The sequence below is a fragment of the Streptomyces sp. NPDC001410 genome (genome assembly GCF_042895235.1).
In the GTDB taxonomy this organism is placed as follows: Bacteria; Actinomycetota; Actinomycetes; order Streptomycetales; family Streptomycetaceae; genus Streptomyces.
On the sequence record NZ_JBIAWE010000024.1, the window covers coordinates 173,402 to 190,734 of the forward strand.

The following is a 17,333-nucleotide window of genomic DNA, read 5'->3' on the forward strand; positions in this document are numbered from 1 at the left end:
GTGCGGGCGACCTCTCCGCCCGCACCGGCGCACCACTGATGGAGGGAGGGACACCTGTGACTCGACCGATCTACCGGCGGTTCGGGGACGTGCTGGTCCTGCGCGCCGCTGCCATGCCCGCTACGGCCCGCCCCACCGACTGGCCCGCCATCGGCTCTACGGACGCCTGCCGCCAGTGGCTCGAGCAGGTATGGGCCGACGACACGTTCGCCGTCCCACTACGCGCAGCATCCCCGCGCCTGGTGGACTACGTGGAACGGATCCTCGCCGGCGACGACATCGAACCGAAGCGGATCCGCAAGGCCACATGCTCCATCGCCGGGTACTTGCTGCGTGCCACCGGGCGGCCGACACCGTTCGGCCTGTTCGCCGGGGTCACCCTGGCCGCTACCGGTGCAGCTTCCGCCACCATGGGCACAGCTCATCAGGCTGTCGCCCGCCCCGACACCCTGTGGGTCGACCACGTGCGCAAGGACCTGGAAGGCCGCGCCGATGTATTGCCGCACCTGACCATCCAGATCAACAGCCTGGCATTCCGGCGTGGCGACACCCTCAACACACCCCGCTCAGGCGGACGCATCGCCAGTGCCAAGATCAGCCGCCCGCTGGCCGTCCTCCTGCAGGCTGTCGAGCAACCCGCCAGCGGACGGCAGCTGTTGCGCCTGCTCACCGATGCAGGAGGCACTCCCGAACAGGCTCGACGCCTGATCAAGCAGGCTCTCGCCGACGGCTACCTGATCAGCAGTCTCACGGCACCGATGACCGTGGACGATCCTGCCGGGCACATTGTGGGCGCCCTTCGCTCTCACACCGGGGAGTTCGAACAGGGCACCCGGGAGATCCTCGCTCAGCTCGATAGGGCCGGACGGCTCCTCGCCGCGCACAACCAGGCCACGGGCGACGCTGCCCACAAGCTCCGTGCGACCGCCGACGACCTGATGCAGTTCGCCCCCGCGGCCAGCCGCAGCCGCATCTCCCTCGACCTGCGGCTCGACGCCCAGGTACGCGTCCCCCATCACGTCCTGGACGAAGCCGAGTACGCGGCGGACGCGCTAGTCCGCCTGACTCGTGCCCGCGGCGAATCCCCCGCATGGACGGCTTACGCCACACACTTCTGGGAGCGGTACGGCGCCGGCGTCCTCGTCCCCGTACGCGACGCCGTCGACTTGGCAACCGGCATCGGCTACCCCGCCGATTACCCCATGTCGTTATGGCCGGCGACTCCGCCCAAGACGCTGGCCCGTGACGAGAAACTCGCCTCAAAGGCCATGCATGCGGCCATGACCGGCACCCGCGAGATCGTGCTCTCGGACGCGGACATCGACGACCTCACCGATGGGGCTGAGACCGGACCGGTAGCGCCGCATGTTGAGTTGGCGCTGCGGATACGGTCTGCCAGCCCCGGCGCCCTGGACTACGGCGACTTTCTGCTCGAGGTGCGTCCGGCTTGGACCGCGGGCGCCCTCTCCGGACGGTTCACCGCACTGCTCGGGGCCGGACTGTGTGACCTGTACGCCACACTGCCCACCATGGTTGAGGGAGCAGTGCCCGCACAGCTCTCCTTCACGCCCACGTTTCCGCACGGGGAGAACGTGGCTCGCATCCCCGCTGTGCTGCCCCACGTGCTCAGCGTCGGTGAACACCGCGAGCCAGCCGACCACATCGTCGGCGTGGACGATCTCGCCGTGTTCTCCACCGACAGGCATCTGCACCTGGTCAGCGTCTCCCGGCGGCGCGTCGTCGAGCCGCTCGTGCTCCACCCGCTCGCGCTGGAGAAGCAGGCGCCACCCCTGGCTCGGTTCCTGGCCATGCTCAATCGTGGATCGGTCACCGCTTGGACCGCGTTCGACTGGGGGCCGGCCGCCGCCGCCTTGCCGTTTCTCCCACGGATCCGCTATCGGCGTACGGTTCTCGCCCCCGCGCGCTGGAAACTTCCCGCTGCGGTGCTGCCACACGGCCCGTATACGGAAGCCTGGCATGCGGCGCTGAACGACTGGGCTGCCACATGGCGTTGCCCGGTACGTCTCGACCTCCACGACGACGACCGAACCATGGGCCTCGACTTGGCCGAACCGCTTCACGGCCGGCTGCTCCACCAGTACCTGCAGCACCACCAGTCGGCCATCCTCGCCGAGGCTGTGGCGGGCGACGACTTGGGGTGGATCGGGCACGCGCACGAGATCACCGTGCCGCTCGCCGCCACCGGCCCACAGGTGCCCCACCCGGACCTGACGCGTGCGCCTCTGCTCACGAACCAGGACCTGACACGGCCTGGCGATGCGGGCCGCTGGCTGCAGGCGAAGGTGTTCACCCATCCCACCGCGATGGATCAGATCATCACGCACCGTCTGCCCGGCCTCCTAGAGGACCTTGCTACCTCTGAAGCGTGGTTCGTGCGCTACCGGTCGCTGCACGAGACGGACCACTTGCGCATCCGTGTGCCCGCTGGCGGAACCACCCTGGAAACCGTGGCCGCATGGACCAAGCAGCTCACCGTCGACCGGCTCGCTTCCCATCTCGTTGTCGACGGCTATCGGCCCGAAGTTGGCCGCTACGGCATAGGCCCCGTGATGGAATTGGCCGAAGCCGTGTTCGTCGCGGACAGTCTCGTCACCCGCTACGCGCTCACCGACCTGCCTCGCCTGGAACGGGAAGTGCTCTGCGCCCTCAGCATGAGCGACCTGGTGGAGGGGTTCTTCGGCACCCGCGAGGGACGGACGTGGATGGCCACCGCGGCGCCGATCGGCGAGGGGCGCCCCGAGATCACCCGCCCCACCGTCAGCCAGGTGCGCGCCCGCCCGCTGCTGACCGCCTCCCCCCGTCTGGCCGCGGCCCTGGCGCAGCGCCGGGAGGCCCTGGGCAGATACCGGGCCCGAGTCGACGACCAGCACCAAGGACAGGTCCTCGACTCGCTGCTGCACATGCATCACAACCGGATGGCCGGACCCGACCGAACCAGCGAGGCCGCATCCCGGCACGCCGCACGGCAGGCCTGCCGGTCTCTGACACAGGGGGAAGCGTGAGGCACGACGACCTCGGTGGCGGCCTCGCCGGGACCGCCCTGTACGAGATGGTGGTCGCCCACACCCGCGGCACCTGGCCCGCTGCCCGCGCCGCCGCGCAAGCCGCCACAGCCCAGCCACTGGCCGCGCATCCCGACGAGGCCAGCTTGTACCGAGGAGTTCCCGCCGTCGCATACGCGCTGCACTTCGCCAAGCCTCCGGCTTCCTCACGCACGCTCGCCAATCTGGACGCCGAGACCATCGCGATCGTTGCCACCCGCCTGGATGCCGCACAGCGCCGTATGGACAGCGGGCGCCCACCCCGCATGGCCGAGTACGACCTGATCAGCGGACTGACCGGGCTCGGCGCCTACCTGCTGCGGCGCGAACGACAGGCCGCGCTCGAGCGCATCCTGCGCTACCTCGTACGACTGCTCACCGAACCACTTACCGTGGCCGGCAGCCAGGTCCCCGGCTGGTGGACGGCCGACGGACCGCGAGGCCTCCCAGAGGACGGCGCGTTCAGAACAGGACACTCCAACTTCGGCATCGCGCACGGCATGCCCGGCCCGCTCGCTCTCCTCGCCCTGGCCAGCCGCGCCGGCGTCACGGTCGACGGCCAGGAACAGGCGCTCGACGAAGGCATCACCTTCCTCACCACGTGGGCGCAGCCGTCCAGCGACGGCACCATCGGATGGCCCGAACTCCTGAAACTACCGGACTTCCTGAACGGACCTGTCAGCGGCGGTGAACCGGGACGTCCTTCCTGGTGCTACGGCACCCCCGGCATCGGCCGTGCCCTGCAGCTCGCCGCGCTCGCCCGCCGCAACGGGCGAGCGCGCCGGTTCGCCGAACACGTCGTGCTCAGCTCCATCACCGATCACCGGCGCCTCTCCCAGCTCGAGGACATCACGCTCTGCCACGGCTGGGCCGGGCTGCTGCTGACCTGCGACCGCATTGCCACCGACGCCATGACCCCCACCATCACCAACGAATTGCCCGTACTGCGCTCGCACCTCAGCGCGCACATGGTGCGGCACGAGATACCCGAGAACGCTGGCCTGCTCTCCGGCAACGCCGGCGTTCTGCTCACGCTGCACACCCTCAGCACTCCTCGCCCCGCTGACCTGGGGTGGGAGACGTGCCTTCTTCTGAACTGAAAGGGATGACCAGTGGGCCAGACTCCCACCGCTGACGACCTGCGTAACCGCCTTGTCGACGAGATTCTCCAGGACGTACGCCTGACCGCTGATGTCGAGCGGGTCATGCGCACGGTGCACCGAGAGGCGTTCCTGCCCGGCATCGACCTTCCGGAGGCGTACGCCGACCAGGCCGTGTCCATCAAGGACAACCCCCTCGGTGGACCTCTTCCCCTGTCGTGCGCTTCGGTGCCGTCTGTCGTCGGGATGATGCTGAGCCAGCTCGACGTCCGTCAAGGAGACGACATCCTCGAGATCGGCGCCGGAACCGGCTACAACGCCGCGCTGCTCGCTGAGCTCACCGGCGACAACGGACACGTCACGAGCATCGACATCGACTCCGATGTGGCACTGCACGCGCGAACCATGCTCGACCGTGCCGGGTACCAGCAGGTTCACGTGATGGAGCGCGACGGGCTGCTCGGCGCGCCCGAAAACGCGCCCTACGACCGAATGCTCGCGGCCGTGGGTCTGTGGGACGTGCCCGCCGCATGGTGGGAGCAACTCGGCGAGGGCGGCCGCCTCGTCCTCCCGCTGCGATGGCGGGGCCAGACCCGGTCCGTGGCCCTGACCCGCCACGGCGACAGCCTCGTCTCGGAGGGGATGGAGCTGTGCGGCTTCGTCCCGATCATCGGGCAGGACGGCGAGAAGACAACGACCCTCAACACGGACGACACGATCCGCGTCATCCACGACGAGGACCAGGCCGTGGACGCCGGGACGCTCGGCAACAGCCTGAGCAACACCACCGGCATCGAGGTCATGTCCGAGCAGCGTATCGGTGGCGAAGAGTCCTTCGACGGCGTGTGGCTGCGAGCAACCGCCACAGACGACCGGGTGTGCCGCCTGCAGGTCACGCCCGATGCGATGACTCAGGAACTTGTCCTACGGCCGGCACTCCCCGTTCGCAGTCCGGTCCTGATCGACGGGGACTCTCTCGCCTACCTGATCGTGCGCCGCGAAGGGGTGGACCCGCAGCGGCCCCACCGGCTCGGAGCGGCCGCGTACGGGCCGCACGCCGAGAAGCTCGCCCAGGACTTCATTGCGCACATCGAGGCCTGGGGCGCCGCCCGCACCGCGGTTCCCCGACTGACCATCACCCCCGCGAAGTCCGACATGACAGTCGGCCCGGGTCACGTAATCAGCAAGCCGGAGAGTCGACTCACGCTGACCTACTGACCCCGCTGCAAAGGGCGCCTCCCCCAGAAGGGAAGGGAGGCGCCCTTTGCATGAGGTGCGAGCGGAGGTGTAACAGATCACGGCCGTTGACGTTCGGGCAGTGAAGGGGGTTGGCCTTTACGTCAACCCCGCAGTGACCCGGAGGAACGGTGTGACGACCGCGACAGCTCCCCTCTCGCCCGAGACCGGCCGCTCCCACCTGCAGGAGAGCCTGTTCGCCTGGCTCGAGCCCGAGCCGGCCCCCAAGCCGCGCACAGCCGAGCGCGTGCCCGCGCGTGCGGCTGAGACGAAGACGCTCGAAGAGTCCGCCCCGGCAGAACCTTCGGCCCCGCCTACACCGGAAGAGAAGCCGGACCTGTCCCACGTCTGGGTCGTGGCCGCCGAGATCGAGGTCACGCCGAAGATCGCGAGCGTCGCCGACTACCGGGGCAGCTTCAAGACGACCGAGGGGCAGCGCGTCGACGCGCTCGAGGTGTATTGCAAGGGCTGCCGCCGCCCGTACGACGAGGTCAAGGGCCAGGACTGCGCCGAGAAGATCGACAACCGGCACTTGATCGGCGGAGACCAGAGCAAGCGCGCGAAGCGGAAGATCCCCACCCCGCCCCCGAACGCGCGGATCATCCTCGGCGGCACGATCAACCGGCGCGGCATCGGCGCCTACGTGTCCGGGGTGTCCCGCCCCAAGGGGTCCCGTACTGGTGAGCTCGCCTAATCAACTGTCGCCGGATCCTCGTGGAGTCCAGCCTGCTGGTGACCGTGTGTGATCGCCGGGGGCGTATCGACTCCATGTCCCGCCGGTCTCGGTGAGGAGTCGGGTGGTGGTCTTGTCGTGGTAGCCGAGAGCGTCCGCGACGACGGGGGCGGGTAGTTCGAGGAGCTGCTGTCGGATGGCGGCTGCTCCGCGACGCCGCCCCCGGATGTTGTCGGGGAGTTCTAGAATCCGACGCCATGGAGTGGCGGATCAGGGACGCGTGGAGACGACTGTTCGGCGCGCGGCGGGCGGCACCGATTCCTCTTCACCCGAGCCAGCAGGACGTCGAGAACATGCTCCAGCGCCCGGGGGTCGAGGAGACAGCGCTGGCCAAGTTCAGGGAGGACGATGAGCGGGGCGACGCGGGCGCCGCCAACGATCTGGGGGTGCTGCTCGGGCGGCGAGGCGACGAGGCGGGCGCGCTGGCCGCCTACCGGCGGGCGGACGAGCGCGGCGATGCCCGGGGCGCGCAGAACCTGGGCAACCTGCTCTGGCGGCCGTGAGCGACGAATAGGAGACTCGGGCAGCAGCGGGGGAAGAAAACACCGGTGCGGCGTGGCGCGGCCCGTGCGCGAGGGGCGGCGCGGAGCTGAGGGCGCCGTCGAGCGCCCCCATATGAGCATGATCCGGCGCCGATCCGGCCGCACGCCACCGTTGACCGATCTTGCTCATTTGATTCCTGAACAGCCGAACTGCCTCAGTCGTCTTCGGCTTCCAAGGCCGTCAAGAATGCGGCGGCCTGCTCGGCTTCGGCGGAGCCAATGCGCTGGTAGATGCCTACGGCCTGACGGAGGTTGGCCAAAGCGGCCATGCGTTCACCGGTACGGGCTTGACACCGGGCTGCGCCTTCGAGTGCGCGTGCCTCATCCAGTGGGCTGTGCACCTGACGCGCCAGTTGCAGTGCCTGGTTCATGAAGTGGATCTCCAACAAGAGTTTCATGCCCTTCGTCTGGTACCGCATCGCCCTCGGCATCGTCATCATCGCGCTGGTGACGACGGGCGCCCTGAGCCCCCACGCGGCGGAATCGGCGAGCTGACGGGCCCGGGGCGGGTTCGGCGGCCCACCGCAACTCCTCGGCATCCACCACCGTTTCGGACATCTCCCGCGCGCAGGACGGGGCGGACCTGAACGGGCCCCCTCCCACCTGCCCGCCCACTCCGCCGAAGTGGCCATGGCCTGCGGAGTCAGTGGCCACGCGGGGGACGAACGGACGTATCCGGAGGGGCAGTTCACGACCACCCGCGGCTCTTTCCGCTCGGCGGCCCGGCGGGGCATATGCCGTCTGGGCTGGCGCGACTGCGAACGCGGGCGTGATGACCGGTGACCAACCCCATACGTTCTGAGTAGCCATGCGGTAGCGCAGTGTCAGTTCTTGCCCCTACGCTTGTCCGCATGTCCCCCGATTCCCTGCCCCCTGGTTCCGTGCGGTCTGCTGCCGAGGTGAACGAGCAGATCCGGGCGCTGTGGCTGCGTGCGGGCGGCACCCTGTCGGCCCAGGAGCGCGCGGAGTACGAGCTGTTGGTGGTCGAGTGGGCGGAGGCCATCCGCGAAGAGATCATCGAGGCGGCCTGAGACCGGAGTCCGGAGCCGGAGTCCGAATCCGGTGTCGGTGTCGGTGTCGGACCGACGACGCTATGCGCGCAGATGCGCGAGCACCTCGTCATCCACCGCATACGGCCGCTCCTCCGGCAACAGCTCCGCCGCCCGGTCCAGCTCGCCGGCCCGCACCAGCCCGTGGATCTCCGTCGCCAGCGGTGTCACGTCCTCGATGCCGACGATCCACTCGTCCGCGTACCGGACGGCCGCCTCGCCCGCGAGGCCGAGCTGCAGCGAGCGGTGCGGCAGCGGGTTGAGGTGCAGGTCCCGCTCCGGGTCCCACTGGACGCGGGCCGGTGACTGCCTCAACTCCCGCTTCCAGGCCGACTGGTTCTCGTGCAGGCCGGAGACGTAGTGCGACAGGCAGGAGTTCCGCAGGGCCCACTCGAAGCCGTCGCAGGCGATCTCGACGGCGAGGACCGTCTCCTGGCCCTCCTTCGTGCCCCAGCCGCAGCGGTACATCATCCACAGGAAGGACGGCTTGATCCAGGTCATCCGGTCCCGCTTCCAGGAGGCCGGAAAGCGGCCGGTGCGGGCCGCGGGGCCGCCGATCTCCGGGCGGTACGCCTGGTAGACGGTGACCGTGGAATCCGTCTGGCGGGCCCGGATCCGGAACTTCGGCTCGGGTTCAACTACTTGTTCGACTGACTGATCGTTCACGAGGACAGGTTCGGTCGTCCGGCCTCCCCCGCACCACCGAATATTCGGCAGCGCCGTCCATTTGTGGAGCTCGGCCGGGTTCAGACCGTCCTGCGTGTCCACAGAGACAGATCGCTGCTTGTCGCAACGGCAATAGTCTGACCGGAGGGAGAAAAGCCAGCGGCTCGGAACTCGGAGTAGTTGGCGTGGAAGATGTGCCACCACCCCTCTCCATGCGGACCGGAGTGAGGCAACCCCCCGTTCCGGGACAACAGGACACGCTCATTGGGCCAGGCCGGAGTGACGACCTTCAGGATCCAACTGTCCGCGGTAACGGTATGAAAACCTCCCCCGAAGAGCCCGGCTATACGCACCCTGCTACCGGCGATCGGACCCAGCCCAGGGCATGACAGGTCGGGGGATGCATCGGGAGTGTGCTCGTCCGGGTCGCGGTCCCGGGCAATCTTCTCCCCCGTGACGGCGTCGAAGAGGCCGTGACCATCGCCGGAAACAACCATCACCAGGTCATGGCCGCTGTCGGGGTGCGACGCGAAGCCGATTCCGAGAAGTCCCCCGACCGGGACGCCGTACTCGTACTCGAAGACGGGCCGCCAGGGCTTGGGCGCGGGCACCACAGGGGCGGCGAGGAGCCGATCCCGCATGGCCTGTTGGTACGCGGAAAGCACCGGTTCACGCCTTTGTTGCTCCACCGGAGCCGCCTCCTTGGTCCACTCCCTCACCACTCCATGATCCACGCTTCGGGCCGCAACCTGCCAGTTGGCCATTGAATTTGCCCCAGTTCCGCGTTCAGCCGTGCACCCTGGAGGCGGACTCCGAGTCCGTTACAGTGCCGCATCGTGAGTACGGACATCCCGTGTGCAAGTCCGCGGGTGGCACGCCTACCGCGGACAGGCTCTGGCAGGCCGCTTCGGTGCAGACGGCGTCCGCCTGGTCGTGGCGTTCGACTGAAATCGCCTGCAGCGCAGCGCCGTTGAAAGCCGCATCAATTTCCGGATCTCGGGCCACCCCGGGAGACCGATCACCATTCTCCGGATGTGCAGCAGAGCATGATCGCCGACGTTGACCTCGTACACGCGACATGCACACAATCTGCGGGCCCGCGACGTCCGCCGGCGAACAGGGGGGGCACCATGCCTGGAGATCGCGGTCACCGCGAGACCATTGCTGCGATCGCGCGAAATCCTGCGGCGCCGGCCGAGGTATTGACCAGGCTGTTGTGCGAGGAAGCCATCGCGGCCTGGGGCTCGATCGCCTGGCGCCCTCTGCCGGACGAAGTGGTCGACGCCATCGTCACGCATGCCGGCCGCAGACTGCGGAGCGCGTTCGCCGAGAACATCGCGGTGCCGGCCGAACAACGCGCCCGGCTCGTGGACGATCCCGATCCACGTGTCCGCCATGTTCTGGCCATCGGACCCGACTGGTTCCGCATTCCCGTGCCGCCGCTGCCGCTGTCCACTCAGCAGCGCCTGCTCACCGATCCGGAACCGCGGGTCCGCCGAAGCACGGCCTTCTGCCGCCACACAGCTCCAAGCCTGGTCGCCGGGCTCGCCGACCACCAGGATGCGGACCTTCGGCATGCAGCCTGCCGCCAGTGGGCCTTGCTCTCCGAGGACACCCGAAGCCGGCTGCTCCGCGACGCCGATGACGAAGTACGTCAGGCGGCCGCGATGGAAGCCTGCCGCGATGACGCCGGCTACACGGACCTTCTTCTCAACGCAGGAATCGGCCGCTTCGACAGGCAGGATGTGATCCGGTACGGCGCCATGAGCACGGCGACCGCCGAACAACTCGCAGCGAGCACCGAAGAAGAAGACCGGCGGGAGCTGGCGGCCAACCTCAACGTTCCCATCGACATCGTCAGGACGCTGGCGAACGACGAAGCGCACGGCGTCCGGCTGGCGGTATCGGTACGACCCGAGCTGACGGAAGCTGAACGTACCGCCATCGACGTCACCATCAGGCCGTCCGACCGGCTTTATCCCGTGGAATGGGTTCGCCTCTGCGCCGATCCCGACGTCCTGCGCCAATGCGCCAAGTCGGCCAACACCCTCCTACGGCGCAGCGCCGCCTACAGCCGACACCTGCCTGCCGACGCCATCGACCTGCTGTCGAAGGACGACGACTACCCCGTTCGACTCCTGCTGTGCGAGAACCAACCGACCGTCGACGGCGAGGTGGTGCTGCAGACGTATCTGGACTGCGAGGTCATCACCAAGGGTGATCTGCTGCGCCATCCGAACTTCCCGCGCGCGGGAAGCGGACGACGCTTCGCCAACGATCCGGATCCGGCGAAGAGATGGCTGGTGGGGCTCGACTCCGAAGTGCCCGTCAACGTTGTGGTCCGGTTGCTTGCCGACCCGGACGATCGTGTACGTGCCATGGCAGCCGCGCACCCCGCGCTGCCAGTCGATCTCATCCTCCAAAGCTGCGGGAATCCAGAGACCTCCTCCCACGCACTCAGCAACCCGAGCCTTCCCACGGAAGCCATGCACCGATACCTGGACGATGCAGGCGTCCCTCGCTGACGCGGACAGGTTCGGACTTCCGGCCTCCCCCGCACCACCGAATATTCGGCGCGCCTCTTGGCACCTGGCCCCCGGTGTCCAACACTTGGCCGATGACGCAGCGTGTGGAGCTAGCTACCGTGATGGACCGGCTGGCCGTGGACGAGTTGGTGACCGAGTACGCGGCGGCGGTGGACGACGGTGACTGGGCGGCGTACCGCGGGCTGTTCACGCCGGACGGGCGGGCCGACTACCGTTCCGCCGGCGGGATCGAGGGCGAGGCCGGCCGGGTGGCCGGGTGGCTCGCGGAGAGCCTGGACCTGTTCGCGATGCGGCAGCATCTGATCGTCAACCGGCGGCTGCGGTTCGGGATCCTGGATCACGACACCGGAGACACCGCCCGGGTGCGGGCCGACTACGTCAACCCGATGCGCTTCGCCGGCGACGGCGACTCCGGCGCGCCGGACCTGGTGTGCGGCGGCCGGTACGACTTCGGGTTGTTGCGCACACGGGAGGGCTGGCGGCTGCGCGAGGTCGTCGTGCACGAGAAGTGGCGCCGGATGCCCGAGCGCAGCCCGGCGGCCCTGCCCGAGTGAGCCGCTGAGCCGCCTCGACGCCCTCTGTCGGAGATCGCTTCCGGCGCGCACACTGGAGGCAGGCCTTGGTAGGGAGACTCCGTATGAGGACGTTCGACCGCTGGCTGACCTCCCCCTGGCGGCGCTCCGTCGTCGCCGCTCTCGCGGGTGCTCTGCCCGTGTTCGCGTTCCCGGCGCCCGCGCTGTGGTGGTTCGCGTACGTGGCTCTGGTCCCCTGGATCCTGCTGGTGCGCTCGGCGCCGACCGGGCGGCGGGCGGCGTACGACGGCTGGTGCGGCGGCTTCGGGTTGATGCTGGCCGTGCACCACTGGCTGCTGCCGAGCCTGCACGTGTTCCTGTTCCTGATAGCCGGGCTGCTGAGTCTGCTGTGGGTGCCCTGGGGCTGGCTGGTCCGCCGGTTCCTGGGCGGGACGCCGTCGCCGTGGCGGGGCGTGGCCGCGCTGCTGGTGCTGCCGTCGGCGTGGCTGGCGGTGGAGTTGGTCCGCTCCTGGCAGGGCCTCGGCGGGCCCTGGGGCATGCTCGGCTCCAGTCAGTGGCAGGTGGGCCCGGCGCTGCGCCTGGCCTCGGTGGGCGGGGTGTGGCTGCTCAGCTTCCTGGTGGTGGCGGTCAACGTCGCGGTCGCCATGCTGGTGGCCGTGCGCGAGTTCCGGATACCCGCCCTCGCCTCGCTCGTCGCCACTGCCGCAGCCACCTCGGCGGCCTGGGTGTGGGCACCCCGCCCGGACATCGACGGACGCGTCCGGATCGCCGTCGTACAGCCCGGTGTCATGAACGGCGGCGACCGGCGCTTCGACCACGAGGAGCAGCTGACCCAGCAGTTGGCCGGGCAGCACGTCGACCTGATCGTCTGGGGCGAGAGCAGCGTCGGCTTCGATCTGAGCCGCCGGCCCGACCTGGCGCGGCGGGTCGCGGCGCTGTCCCGGCAGACCGGTGCGGACATCCTGGTCAACGTGGACGCGCGCCGCGCGGACCGGCCCGGCATCTACAAGAGTTCGGTGCTCATCGGCCCGGACGGCCCGACCGGTGCCCGGTACGACAAGATGCGCCTCGTCCCCTTCGGGGAGTACGTCCCGGCCCGCTCGCTGCTCGGCTGGGCCACCTCCGTCGGCAAGGCGGCGGGCGAGGACCGGCGGCGCGGCACCGAACAGGTCGTGATGGACGTCGGGCACGGGCTGCGCATCGGCCCGATGATCTGCTTCGAAACCGCGTTCCCCGACATGAGCCGGCATCTCGCCCAGGACGGTGCCGACGTCCTCCTCGGCCAGTCCGCGACCTCCACCTTCCAGCACAGCTGGGCCCCGGAGCAGCATGCCTCGCTGGCCGCGCTGCGCGCCGCCGAGACCGGCCGCCCGATGGTGCACGCCACCCTGACCGGCGTCTCCGCCGTCTACGGCCCGAGCGGGCAGCGCCTCGGCCCGTGGCTCGGGACCGGCGCGAGCACCGCCCGCGTGTACGAGCTGCCGCTGGCGCACGGCGTCACGCCGTACGTCCGCTACGGCGACTGGCCGGTGCACGCCGCGCTGCTGGTGCTGGCCGCGCTGTGCGGCACCGAGGGGGTACGGGCGCTCAGGCAGCGCCGGACGGGCCGAGAACCGCTCGTACGACCCGCTCGCACAGCTCATGGGTCGCCAGTGCGTCACGTGCGCTGAGCACCTTGCCCGCGCGCACCGCCTCCAGGAAGGCGAGGACCGCCTGCTCGATGCCGCGCTGGCGGGCCACCGGCACCCAGTCGCCGCGCCGGCGCACCGTCGGCTGTCCCTTGTGGTCGACGACCTCGGCGAGGTTGAGCACCTGCCGCTTGGTGTCCTGCCCGGAGACCTCCAGGATCTCCTCGGCCGAGCCGCTGAGCCGGTTCATCACTCCGAGCGCGGTGAAGCCGTCACCGGCGAGCTGGAGCACGACGTGGTGGAGCAGCCCGGCCTCGGTGCGGGCGCGGACGGTGACGTCGTCGACCGGGCCGGGCACCAGGAACCGCAGGGTGTCGACGACGTGGATGAAGTCGTCCAGGATCATCGAGCGCGGTTCCTCGGGCAGCCCGATCCGGTTCTTCTGCATGAGGATCAGTTCACGCGGGTGGTCCTGGCACTGCGCGTACGCGGGGGCGTAGCGCCGGTTGAAGCCGACGAAGAGCGAGACGCCGCGTTCTTCGGCGAGGGCCACCAGCCGTTCGGAGTCCGCGAGTCGGTAGGCGAGGGGCTTGTCCACGTACGTGGGCACGCCCGCTTCGAGCAGCCGGGCGACGATCTCCGGGTGGGCGACGGTGGGCGCGTGCACGAAGGCCGCGTCGAGGCCCACCGCCAGCAGGGAGTCCAGGGTCGTGTGCCGCCGGTCCCCGGGCAGGTGGAGCGAGTCCGCGACCCGGGTGAGGGTGTCGGGCGTGCGGGTCTGCAGGTGGAGGTCGACGTCCGGCTGGGTGCTCAGCACGGGCAGGTAGGCCTTCTGTGCGATGTCCCCGAGACCGATGCAGCCGACCTTCACGTGCGCTCCCCTACCGCTTGCCTGCGTGTGCCTCCTCGGAAGCATACGGCGGCCGCCAGTCGGCGATGCCGTCGAAGCTCCGCAGGAACAGGGCGGGACCGGCCTTCGACAGTGCGGCGATCGCGGTGTCGCGTACGGCGACGACGGCGCGGCTCTCGGCCATGTTGAGGCGGGCCACCTTGACGGCCTGCCGGGCGATCGCGGCCGTACGCGGCAGCCGGGCGGCGGTGTACGCGGCGAGGTAGTCGGCATGGTGGGCGAGGACGACGGCGTCCTCGACGGCCTGGTTGCCGCCCTGGCCGAGGGTCGGCGGCATGGCGTGGGCCGCGTCGCCGAGGAGGGCGACCCGGCCCAGGTGGTGGGCGGGTAGGGGCTGGGCGATGTGATGGACGTCGTGGCGCAGGACGTCCTCGGGGCGGGCGGCGGCGATGACGGCGGGGATCGGGTCGTGCCAGTTCCCGAACCGGCGCAGCAGTTCGGCCTGCTCGTCGTCGGGGGCCCGCTCCCCGGGCGGGGTCATGGCGGCCGCGTAGGCGTAGACCCGGCCGTCCTTGAGCGGGTGGGTGCCCCAGATGCGGCCCCGGCCCCAGGTCTCGTGCGAGGCGAACTCGACGCCGGGCACCGGGATCAGCACCCGCCAGGTGGTGAACCCCGCGTACACGGGCCCCGGGTGGGCGGGGAACAGCGCGCTTCGGACACGGGAGTTGATGCCGTCCGCGCCGACCACCAGGTCGGCCTCCAGTTCCTCGCCGGCCACGGCCACCCGGGCCGGGCGGGCGGTGTCCCCCGGGTCGGCGAGGGTGGCGGCGGCCGCCGTGCGGACCGTGCCGGGCGGGAGCAGTGCGGCGAGGCTGTCGACGAGGGTGGTCCGGGGCAGCAGGACCAGGGGGCCGCCGAAGCGGGCGGCGGCGGCCTCGGCGCTGGAGCGGGACAGCCACCGCCCGCCCGGGGTGCGCAGGCCTCCGTCGCCCTGCCAGGCGGCCAGGTCGCGGATCTCGTCGCCGATGCCGATGACGTCCAGGGCGCGCAGGGCGTTCGGGGCGAGCGAGATGGCCGCGCCCACCGGTTCCAGCGAGCGGGCCCGCTCCAGCACGGTGACCTCCCAGCCCCGCTGGTGCAGGGCCGCGGCCGCGGTCAGGCCTCCGATTCCGCCGCCGATGACGATCGCGCGGGCCGACTGTGCCATGACTCCTCCTGAGAACTACAGCTGTAGTGTGCGCGACTTTACTACAGCCGTAGTGAGGCGGGTAGGGTCGGCTCATGTCCGTACGCACCCCGAGCGCGTCCCGCGCCGATCTCGTGGCCGACACCGCCCTCGCCCTGCTCGCCGAGCGCGGGATGCGCGGGCTGACGCACCGGGCGGTGGACGAGGCGGCCGGGCTGCCGCAGGGCTCGACCTCGAACGTGGCGCGCACCCGGCAGGCACTGCTGGAACTCGCGGTGCGGCGGCACGCCGAGCGGGAGGCGCGGGTGCTCGCACTGGAGGAGATGCCGGACCCGCGGGGCGGGCTCGACGCGCTGGCCGAGGGACTGGCCCTGGCGGTGCACCGCTCCCTGACCGGGGGCCGCGAGCTGCTGATCGCCCGCTACGAACTGGCCCTGGAAGCCTCCCGCCGCCCCGAGCTGCGCGCCTACTACGACGCGACCGGCGCCGTCTTCAAGGAGCAGCTGGCGGTGCTGCTCACCGCGGTCGGCTCGACCGACCCGGGCCGGCATGTGCTGTCGGTGATCGCCTGGGCGGACGGGCTGATGTTCTCGTGCGCGGCCGGTTCCTTCAGCGCCGAGGTGCCGAGCCTGGAGGAGGTCCGCACGGGGCTGCGGGAGCTGCTGACCGGGATGCTGGGCACCTGAAACCCCCTGGTGGCACCCCGCGTGGTGTTGCGAGGATGCGGGCATGACGACGGAACGCCAGGAGCCCGCCCAGAACGCCGGTGAACGCGCCATGCTGGAAGGCTGGTTGGACTATCACCGCCAGACGCTGGCCTGGAAGTGCGAGGGCCTGACCGACGAGCAGCTGCGGACCGCGTCCGTGCCGCCGTCCGAGCTGTCCCTGATGGGCCTGGTGCGGCACATGGCCGAGGTGGAGCGGGGCTGGTTCCGCAAGGTCCTGGTGGGCGACGACCCCGGGCCGATCTACTTCACCGAGGAGGACCGGGACGGCGAGTTCCACCTCACCGCGGCGGACACCTGGGAGGAGGCGTACGGCACCTGGCAGGCGGAGATCGAGACGGCCCGGCGCAACGCGGCCGGCTTCGCGCTCGACGATCTCTCCTGGGGCAGGAGCCGGTTCACCGAGGAACCGTTCAACCTCCGGTGGATCTACACGCACATGATCGAGGAGTACGCCCGGCACAACGGCCACGCCGACCTCGTCCGCGAGCGGATCGACGGCGCCACCGGCGACTGAACGTCACCCTTCGGCACTCCGAGAGCCTCCGTACGGGGCACGAGATCACCCGTGCGGGGGGCTCAACCTCCGGTGTACGGTGCCAATCCGGGCTCCGACCCACCAGAGTTGCCCGGGTGCATCGAACGACGACCACCGCAGCGCTCCTGGTCACCGTGGCCGTCTCGGCCCTCTCCGGCTGTGTGACGGTATCGCGCCCGGCGACACCGGCGCCCCCGCCCGACACCGCGCCCTCGCAGCCGTCCGCGCCCCGGCCGGACGGCAGAGCCGATCCGCGCGTGGTGCAGGCACCGGCGCGGGAGGCTCTGGAGATGGTCGGCCCGTCCAAGCACCGGCACCCCGCCCGGTCGACCGCCACCCCGCACCGGGCACCGACCGCACCACCGGGCACCCACCGCCCGCCGGCCCCGCCCGCGCACCCCCGGACGAACCCGCGCCCGGACCACCCCCGCGACCCGCGCACCGACGTCCCGGACGTGTCCCAGCCGGCCTCGAAGGCCCCGGACGTGTGCGCCCTCGGCAAGCAGTACGGCGGCTGGCGTCGGGACAGCCCCGAGGCGGTGATCTGCGATCAGACATACGGCCGTTGACCCGGCTGTACCGGCATACAGCCGCCAGGGCCTGTCTGACCATTCCCGTCGTCCGCCCGGAGAGCGGGCCCCGCGGCGGCGAGGGGGTGCCCCCGCGCGAGCGTGTTGAAGCGTGGGGGAGCGTGCGATCGCAAGGCGCCGGAGCGCCCTCATGGCGGAGACACGCGGGCGATTCGGCAACGCGGCATGGGGGTCCCAGCGCGAGCGAAACCGAGCGTGGGTGAGTGCGTGCCAGACGCCGCGGGGCAGGCGGGAAATGTCAGACAGGCCCTAGGTGTATTGATCACGAGCGTTGTTAACGCGGGCCGGTCTTGATCGTGGCGAAGGCCTCCGTGTGTGGTGGAGGTGTCGAATCTTCACCGCACGGAGG

At 70.3% G+C, this 17,333-nt stretch carries 17 protein-coding genes and 1 pseudogene; 13 read left to right on the plus strand and 5 right to left on the minus strand.

Going from position 1 to position 17,333, the window contains the following annotated elements; translation table 11 throughout:
• Positions 1-56 precede the first annotated feature (56 nt).
• From ACFY3C_RS39820 to ACFY3C_RS39840, 5 genes are all read left to right on the plus strand, one after another.
• Positions 57-3,023 carry a lantibiotic dehydratase gene (locus ACFY3C_RS39820; protein ID WP_390774315.1) on the plus strand — a complete coding sequence of 989 codons (2,967 nt, stop codon included), beginning with the start codon at positions 57-59 and terminating at the stop codon, positions 3,021-3,023.
• On the plus strand, positions 3,020-4,162 hold the full coding sequence (locus ACFY3C_RS39825) for a lanthionine synthetase C family protein (RefSeq protein ID WP_390774316.1): 1,143 nt from the start codon (positions 3,020-3,022) through the stop codon (positions 4,160-4,162). The genes ACFY3C_RS39820 and ACFY3C_RS39825 overlap by 4 nt, the downstream gene beginning before the upstream one ends.
• Before the next feature lie 12 nt (positions 4,163-4,174).
• Positions 4,175-5,380 carry a methyltransferase, FxLD system gene (fxlM, locus tag ACFY3C_RS39830; protein ID WP_390774317.1) on the plus strand — a complete coding sequence of 402 codons (1,206 nt, stop codon included), beginning with the start codon at positions 4,175-4,177 and terminating at the stop codon, positions 5,378-5,380.
• A gap of 151 nt (positions 5,381-5,531) precedes the next feature.
• Positions 5,532-6,092: a hypothetical protein gene (locus ACFY3C_RS39835; protein ID WP_390774318.1), complete on the plus strand. Its 561-nt coding sequence runs from the start codon at positions 5,532-5,534 to the stop codon at positions 6,090-6,092.
• A gap of 332 nt (positions 6,093-6,424) precedes the next feature.
• A complete protein-coding gene (locus tag ACFY3C_RS39840) occupies positions 6,425-6,634 on the plus strand; it encodes a hypothetical protein (protein WP_390774319.1) in 210 nt (69 codons plus the stop codon).
• Between the two features lie 194 nt (positions 6,635-6,828).
• Here ACFY3C_RS39840 and ACFY3C_RS39845 read toward each other — a convergent pair whose 3' ends face one another.
• Positions 6,829-7,071: a hypothetical protein gene (locus tag ACFY3C_RS39845; protein WP_390774320.1), complete on the minus strand. Its 243-nt coding sequence runs from the start codon at positions 7,069-7,071 to the stop codon at positions 6,829-6,831.
• Here ACFY3C_RS39845 and ACFY3C_RS39850 point away from each other — a divergent pair.
• Together ACFY3C_RS39850 and ACFY3C_RS39855 are read left to right on the plus strand one after the other, a co-directional pair.
• Positions 7,034-7,168 (plus strand): annotated as a pseudogene (locus ACFY3C_RS39850) (undecaprenyl-diphosphatase); the annotation flags it as partial. The gene ACFY3C_RS39845 and the pseudogene ACFY3C_RS39850 sit on opposite strands and share 38 nt — an antisense overlap.
• A 356-nt stretch (positions 7,169-7,524) precedes the next feature.
• Complete coding sequence (locus ACFY3C_RS39855) at positions 7,525-7,704, plus strand: hypothetical protein (protein WP_386579730.1); 180 nt, start codon at positions 7,525-7,527, stop codon at positions 7,702-7,704.
• A gap of 60 nt (positions 7,705-7,764) precedes the next feature.
• Here ACFY3C_RS39855 and ACFY3C_RS39860 read toward each other — a convergent pair whose 3' ends face one another.
• Together ACFY3C_RS39860 and ACFY3C_RS39865 are read right to left on the minus strand one after the other, a co-directional pair.
• Positions 7,765-8,388, minus strand: coding sequence for a DUF4291 domain-containing protein (locus ACFY3C_RS39860; protein ID WP_390774321.1), 624 nt, complete (start codon positions 8,386-8,388; stop codon positions 7,765-7,767).
• Positions 8,389-8,468: 80 nt separating this feature from the next.
• Positions 8,469-9,053 (minus strand): hypothetical protein, encoded by a 585-nt coding sequence (locus tag ACFY3C_RS39865; RefSeq protein ID WP_390774334.1) that lies wholly within the window; start codon positions 9,051-9,053, stop codon positions 8,469-8,471.
• A gap of 465 nt (positions 9,054-9,518) precedes the next feature.
• Here ACFY3C_RS39865 and ACFY3C_RS39870 point away from each other — a divergent pair, with 465 nt between their 5' ends.
• The 3 genes from ACFY3C_RS39870 to lnt all read left to right on the plus strand — a co-directional run bounded on the left by ACFY3C_RS39870 (position 9,519) and on the right by lnt (position 13,137).
• On the plus strand, positions 9,519-10,913 hold the full coding sequence (locus tag ACFY3C_RS39870) for a hypothetical protein (protein WP_390774322.1): 1,395 nt from the start codon (positions 9,519-9,521) through the stop codon (positions 10,911-10,913).
• 92 nt (positions 10,914-11,005) lie between these two features.
• Positions 11,006-11,488, plus strand: a complete 483-nt coding sequence (locus tag ACFY3C_RS39875; RefSeq protein WP_390774323.1) for a nuclear transport factor 2 family protein — start codon at positions 11,006-11,008, stop codon at positions 11,486-11,488.
• A gap of 83 nt (positions 11,489-11,571) precedes the next feature.
• The gene (gene lnt / locus ACFY3C_RS39880) at positions 11,572-13,137 is read left to right on the plus strand and encodes an apolipoprotein N-acyltransferase (protein ID WP_390774324.1); all 1,566 of its coding nucleotides are present in this window, start codon (positions 11,572-11,574) and stop codon (positions 13,135-13,137) included.
• Here lnt and ACFY3C_RS39885 read toward each other — a convergent pair.
• On the minus strand, positions 13,055-13,966 hold the full coding sequence (locus tag ACFY3C_RS39885) for a Gfo/Idh/MocA family protein (protein ID WP_390774325.1): 912 nt from the start codon (positions 13,964-13,966) through the stop codon (positions 13,055-13,057). The genes lnt and ACFY3C_RS39885 overlap by 83 nt on opposite strands.
• 10 nt (positions 13,967-13,976) lie before the next feature.
• Complete coding sequence (locus ACFY3C_RS39890) at positions 13,977-15,152, minus strand: FAD-dependent monooxygenase (RefSeq protein ID WP_390774326.1); 1,176 nt, start codon at positions 15,150-15,152, stop codon at positions 13,977-13,979.
• Positions 15,153-15,226: 74 nt separating this feature from the next.
• On the opposite strand from ACFY3C_RS39890, the gene ACFY3C_RS39895 reads away from it, so the two are divergent.
• The 3 genes from ACFY3C_RS39895 to ACFY3C_RS39905 all read left to right on the plus strand — a co-directional run bounded on the left by ACFY3C_RS39895 (position 15,227) and on the right by ACFY3C_RS39905 (position 16,963).
• Entirely contained in the window at positions 15,227-15,817 is a 591-nt protein-coding gene (locus ACFY3C_RS39895; RefSeq protein WP_386579710.1) for a TetR/AcrR family transcriptional regulator, read from the plus strand.
• 43 nt (positions 15,818-15,860) lie between these two features.
• Positions 15,861-16,373, plus strand: coding sequence for a DinB family protein (locus ACFY3C_RS39900; RefSeq protein ID WP_390774327.1), 513 nt, complete (start codon positions 15,861-15,863; stop codon positions 16,371-16,373).
• 116 nt (positions 16,374-16,489) lie between these two features.
• Positions 16,490-16,963 carry a hypothetical protein gene (locus ACFY3C_RS39905; RefSeq protein WP_390774328.1) on the plus strand — a complete coding sequence of 158 codons (474 nt, stop codon included), beginning with the start codon at positions 16,490-16,492 and terminating at the stop codon, positions 16,961-16,963.
• The last annotated feature ends 370 nt before the right edge of the window (positions 16,964-17,333 follow it).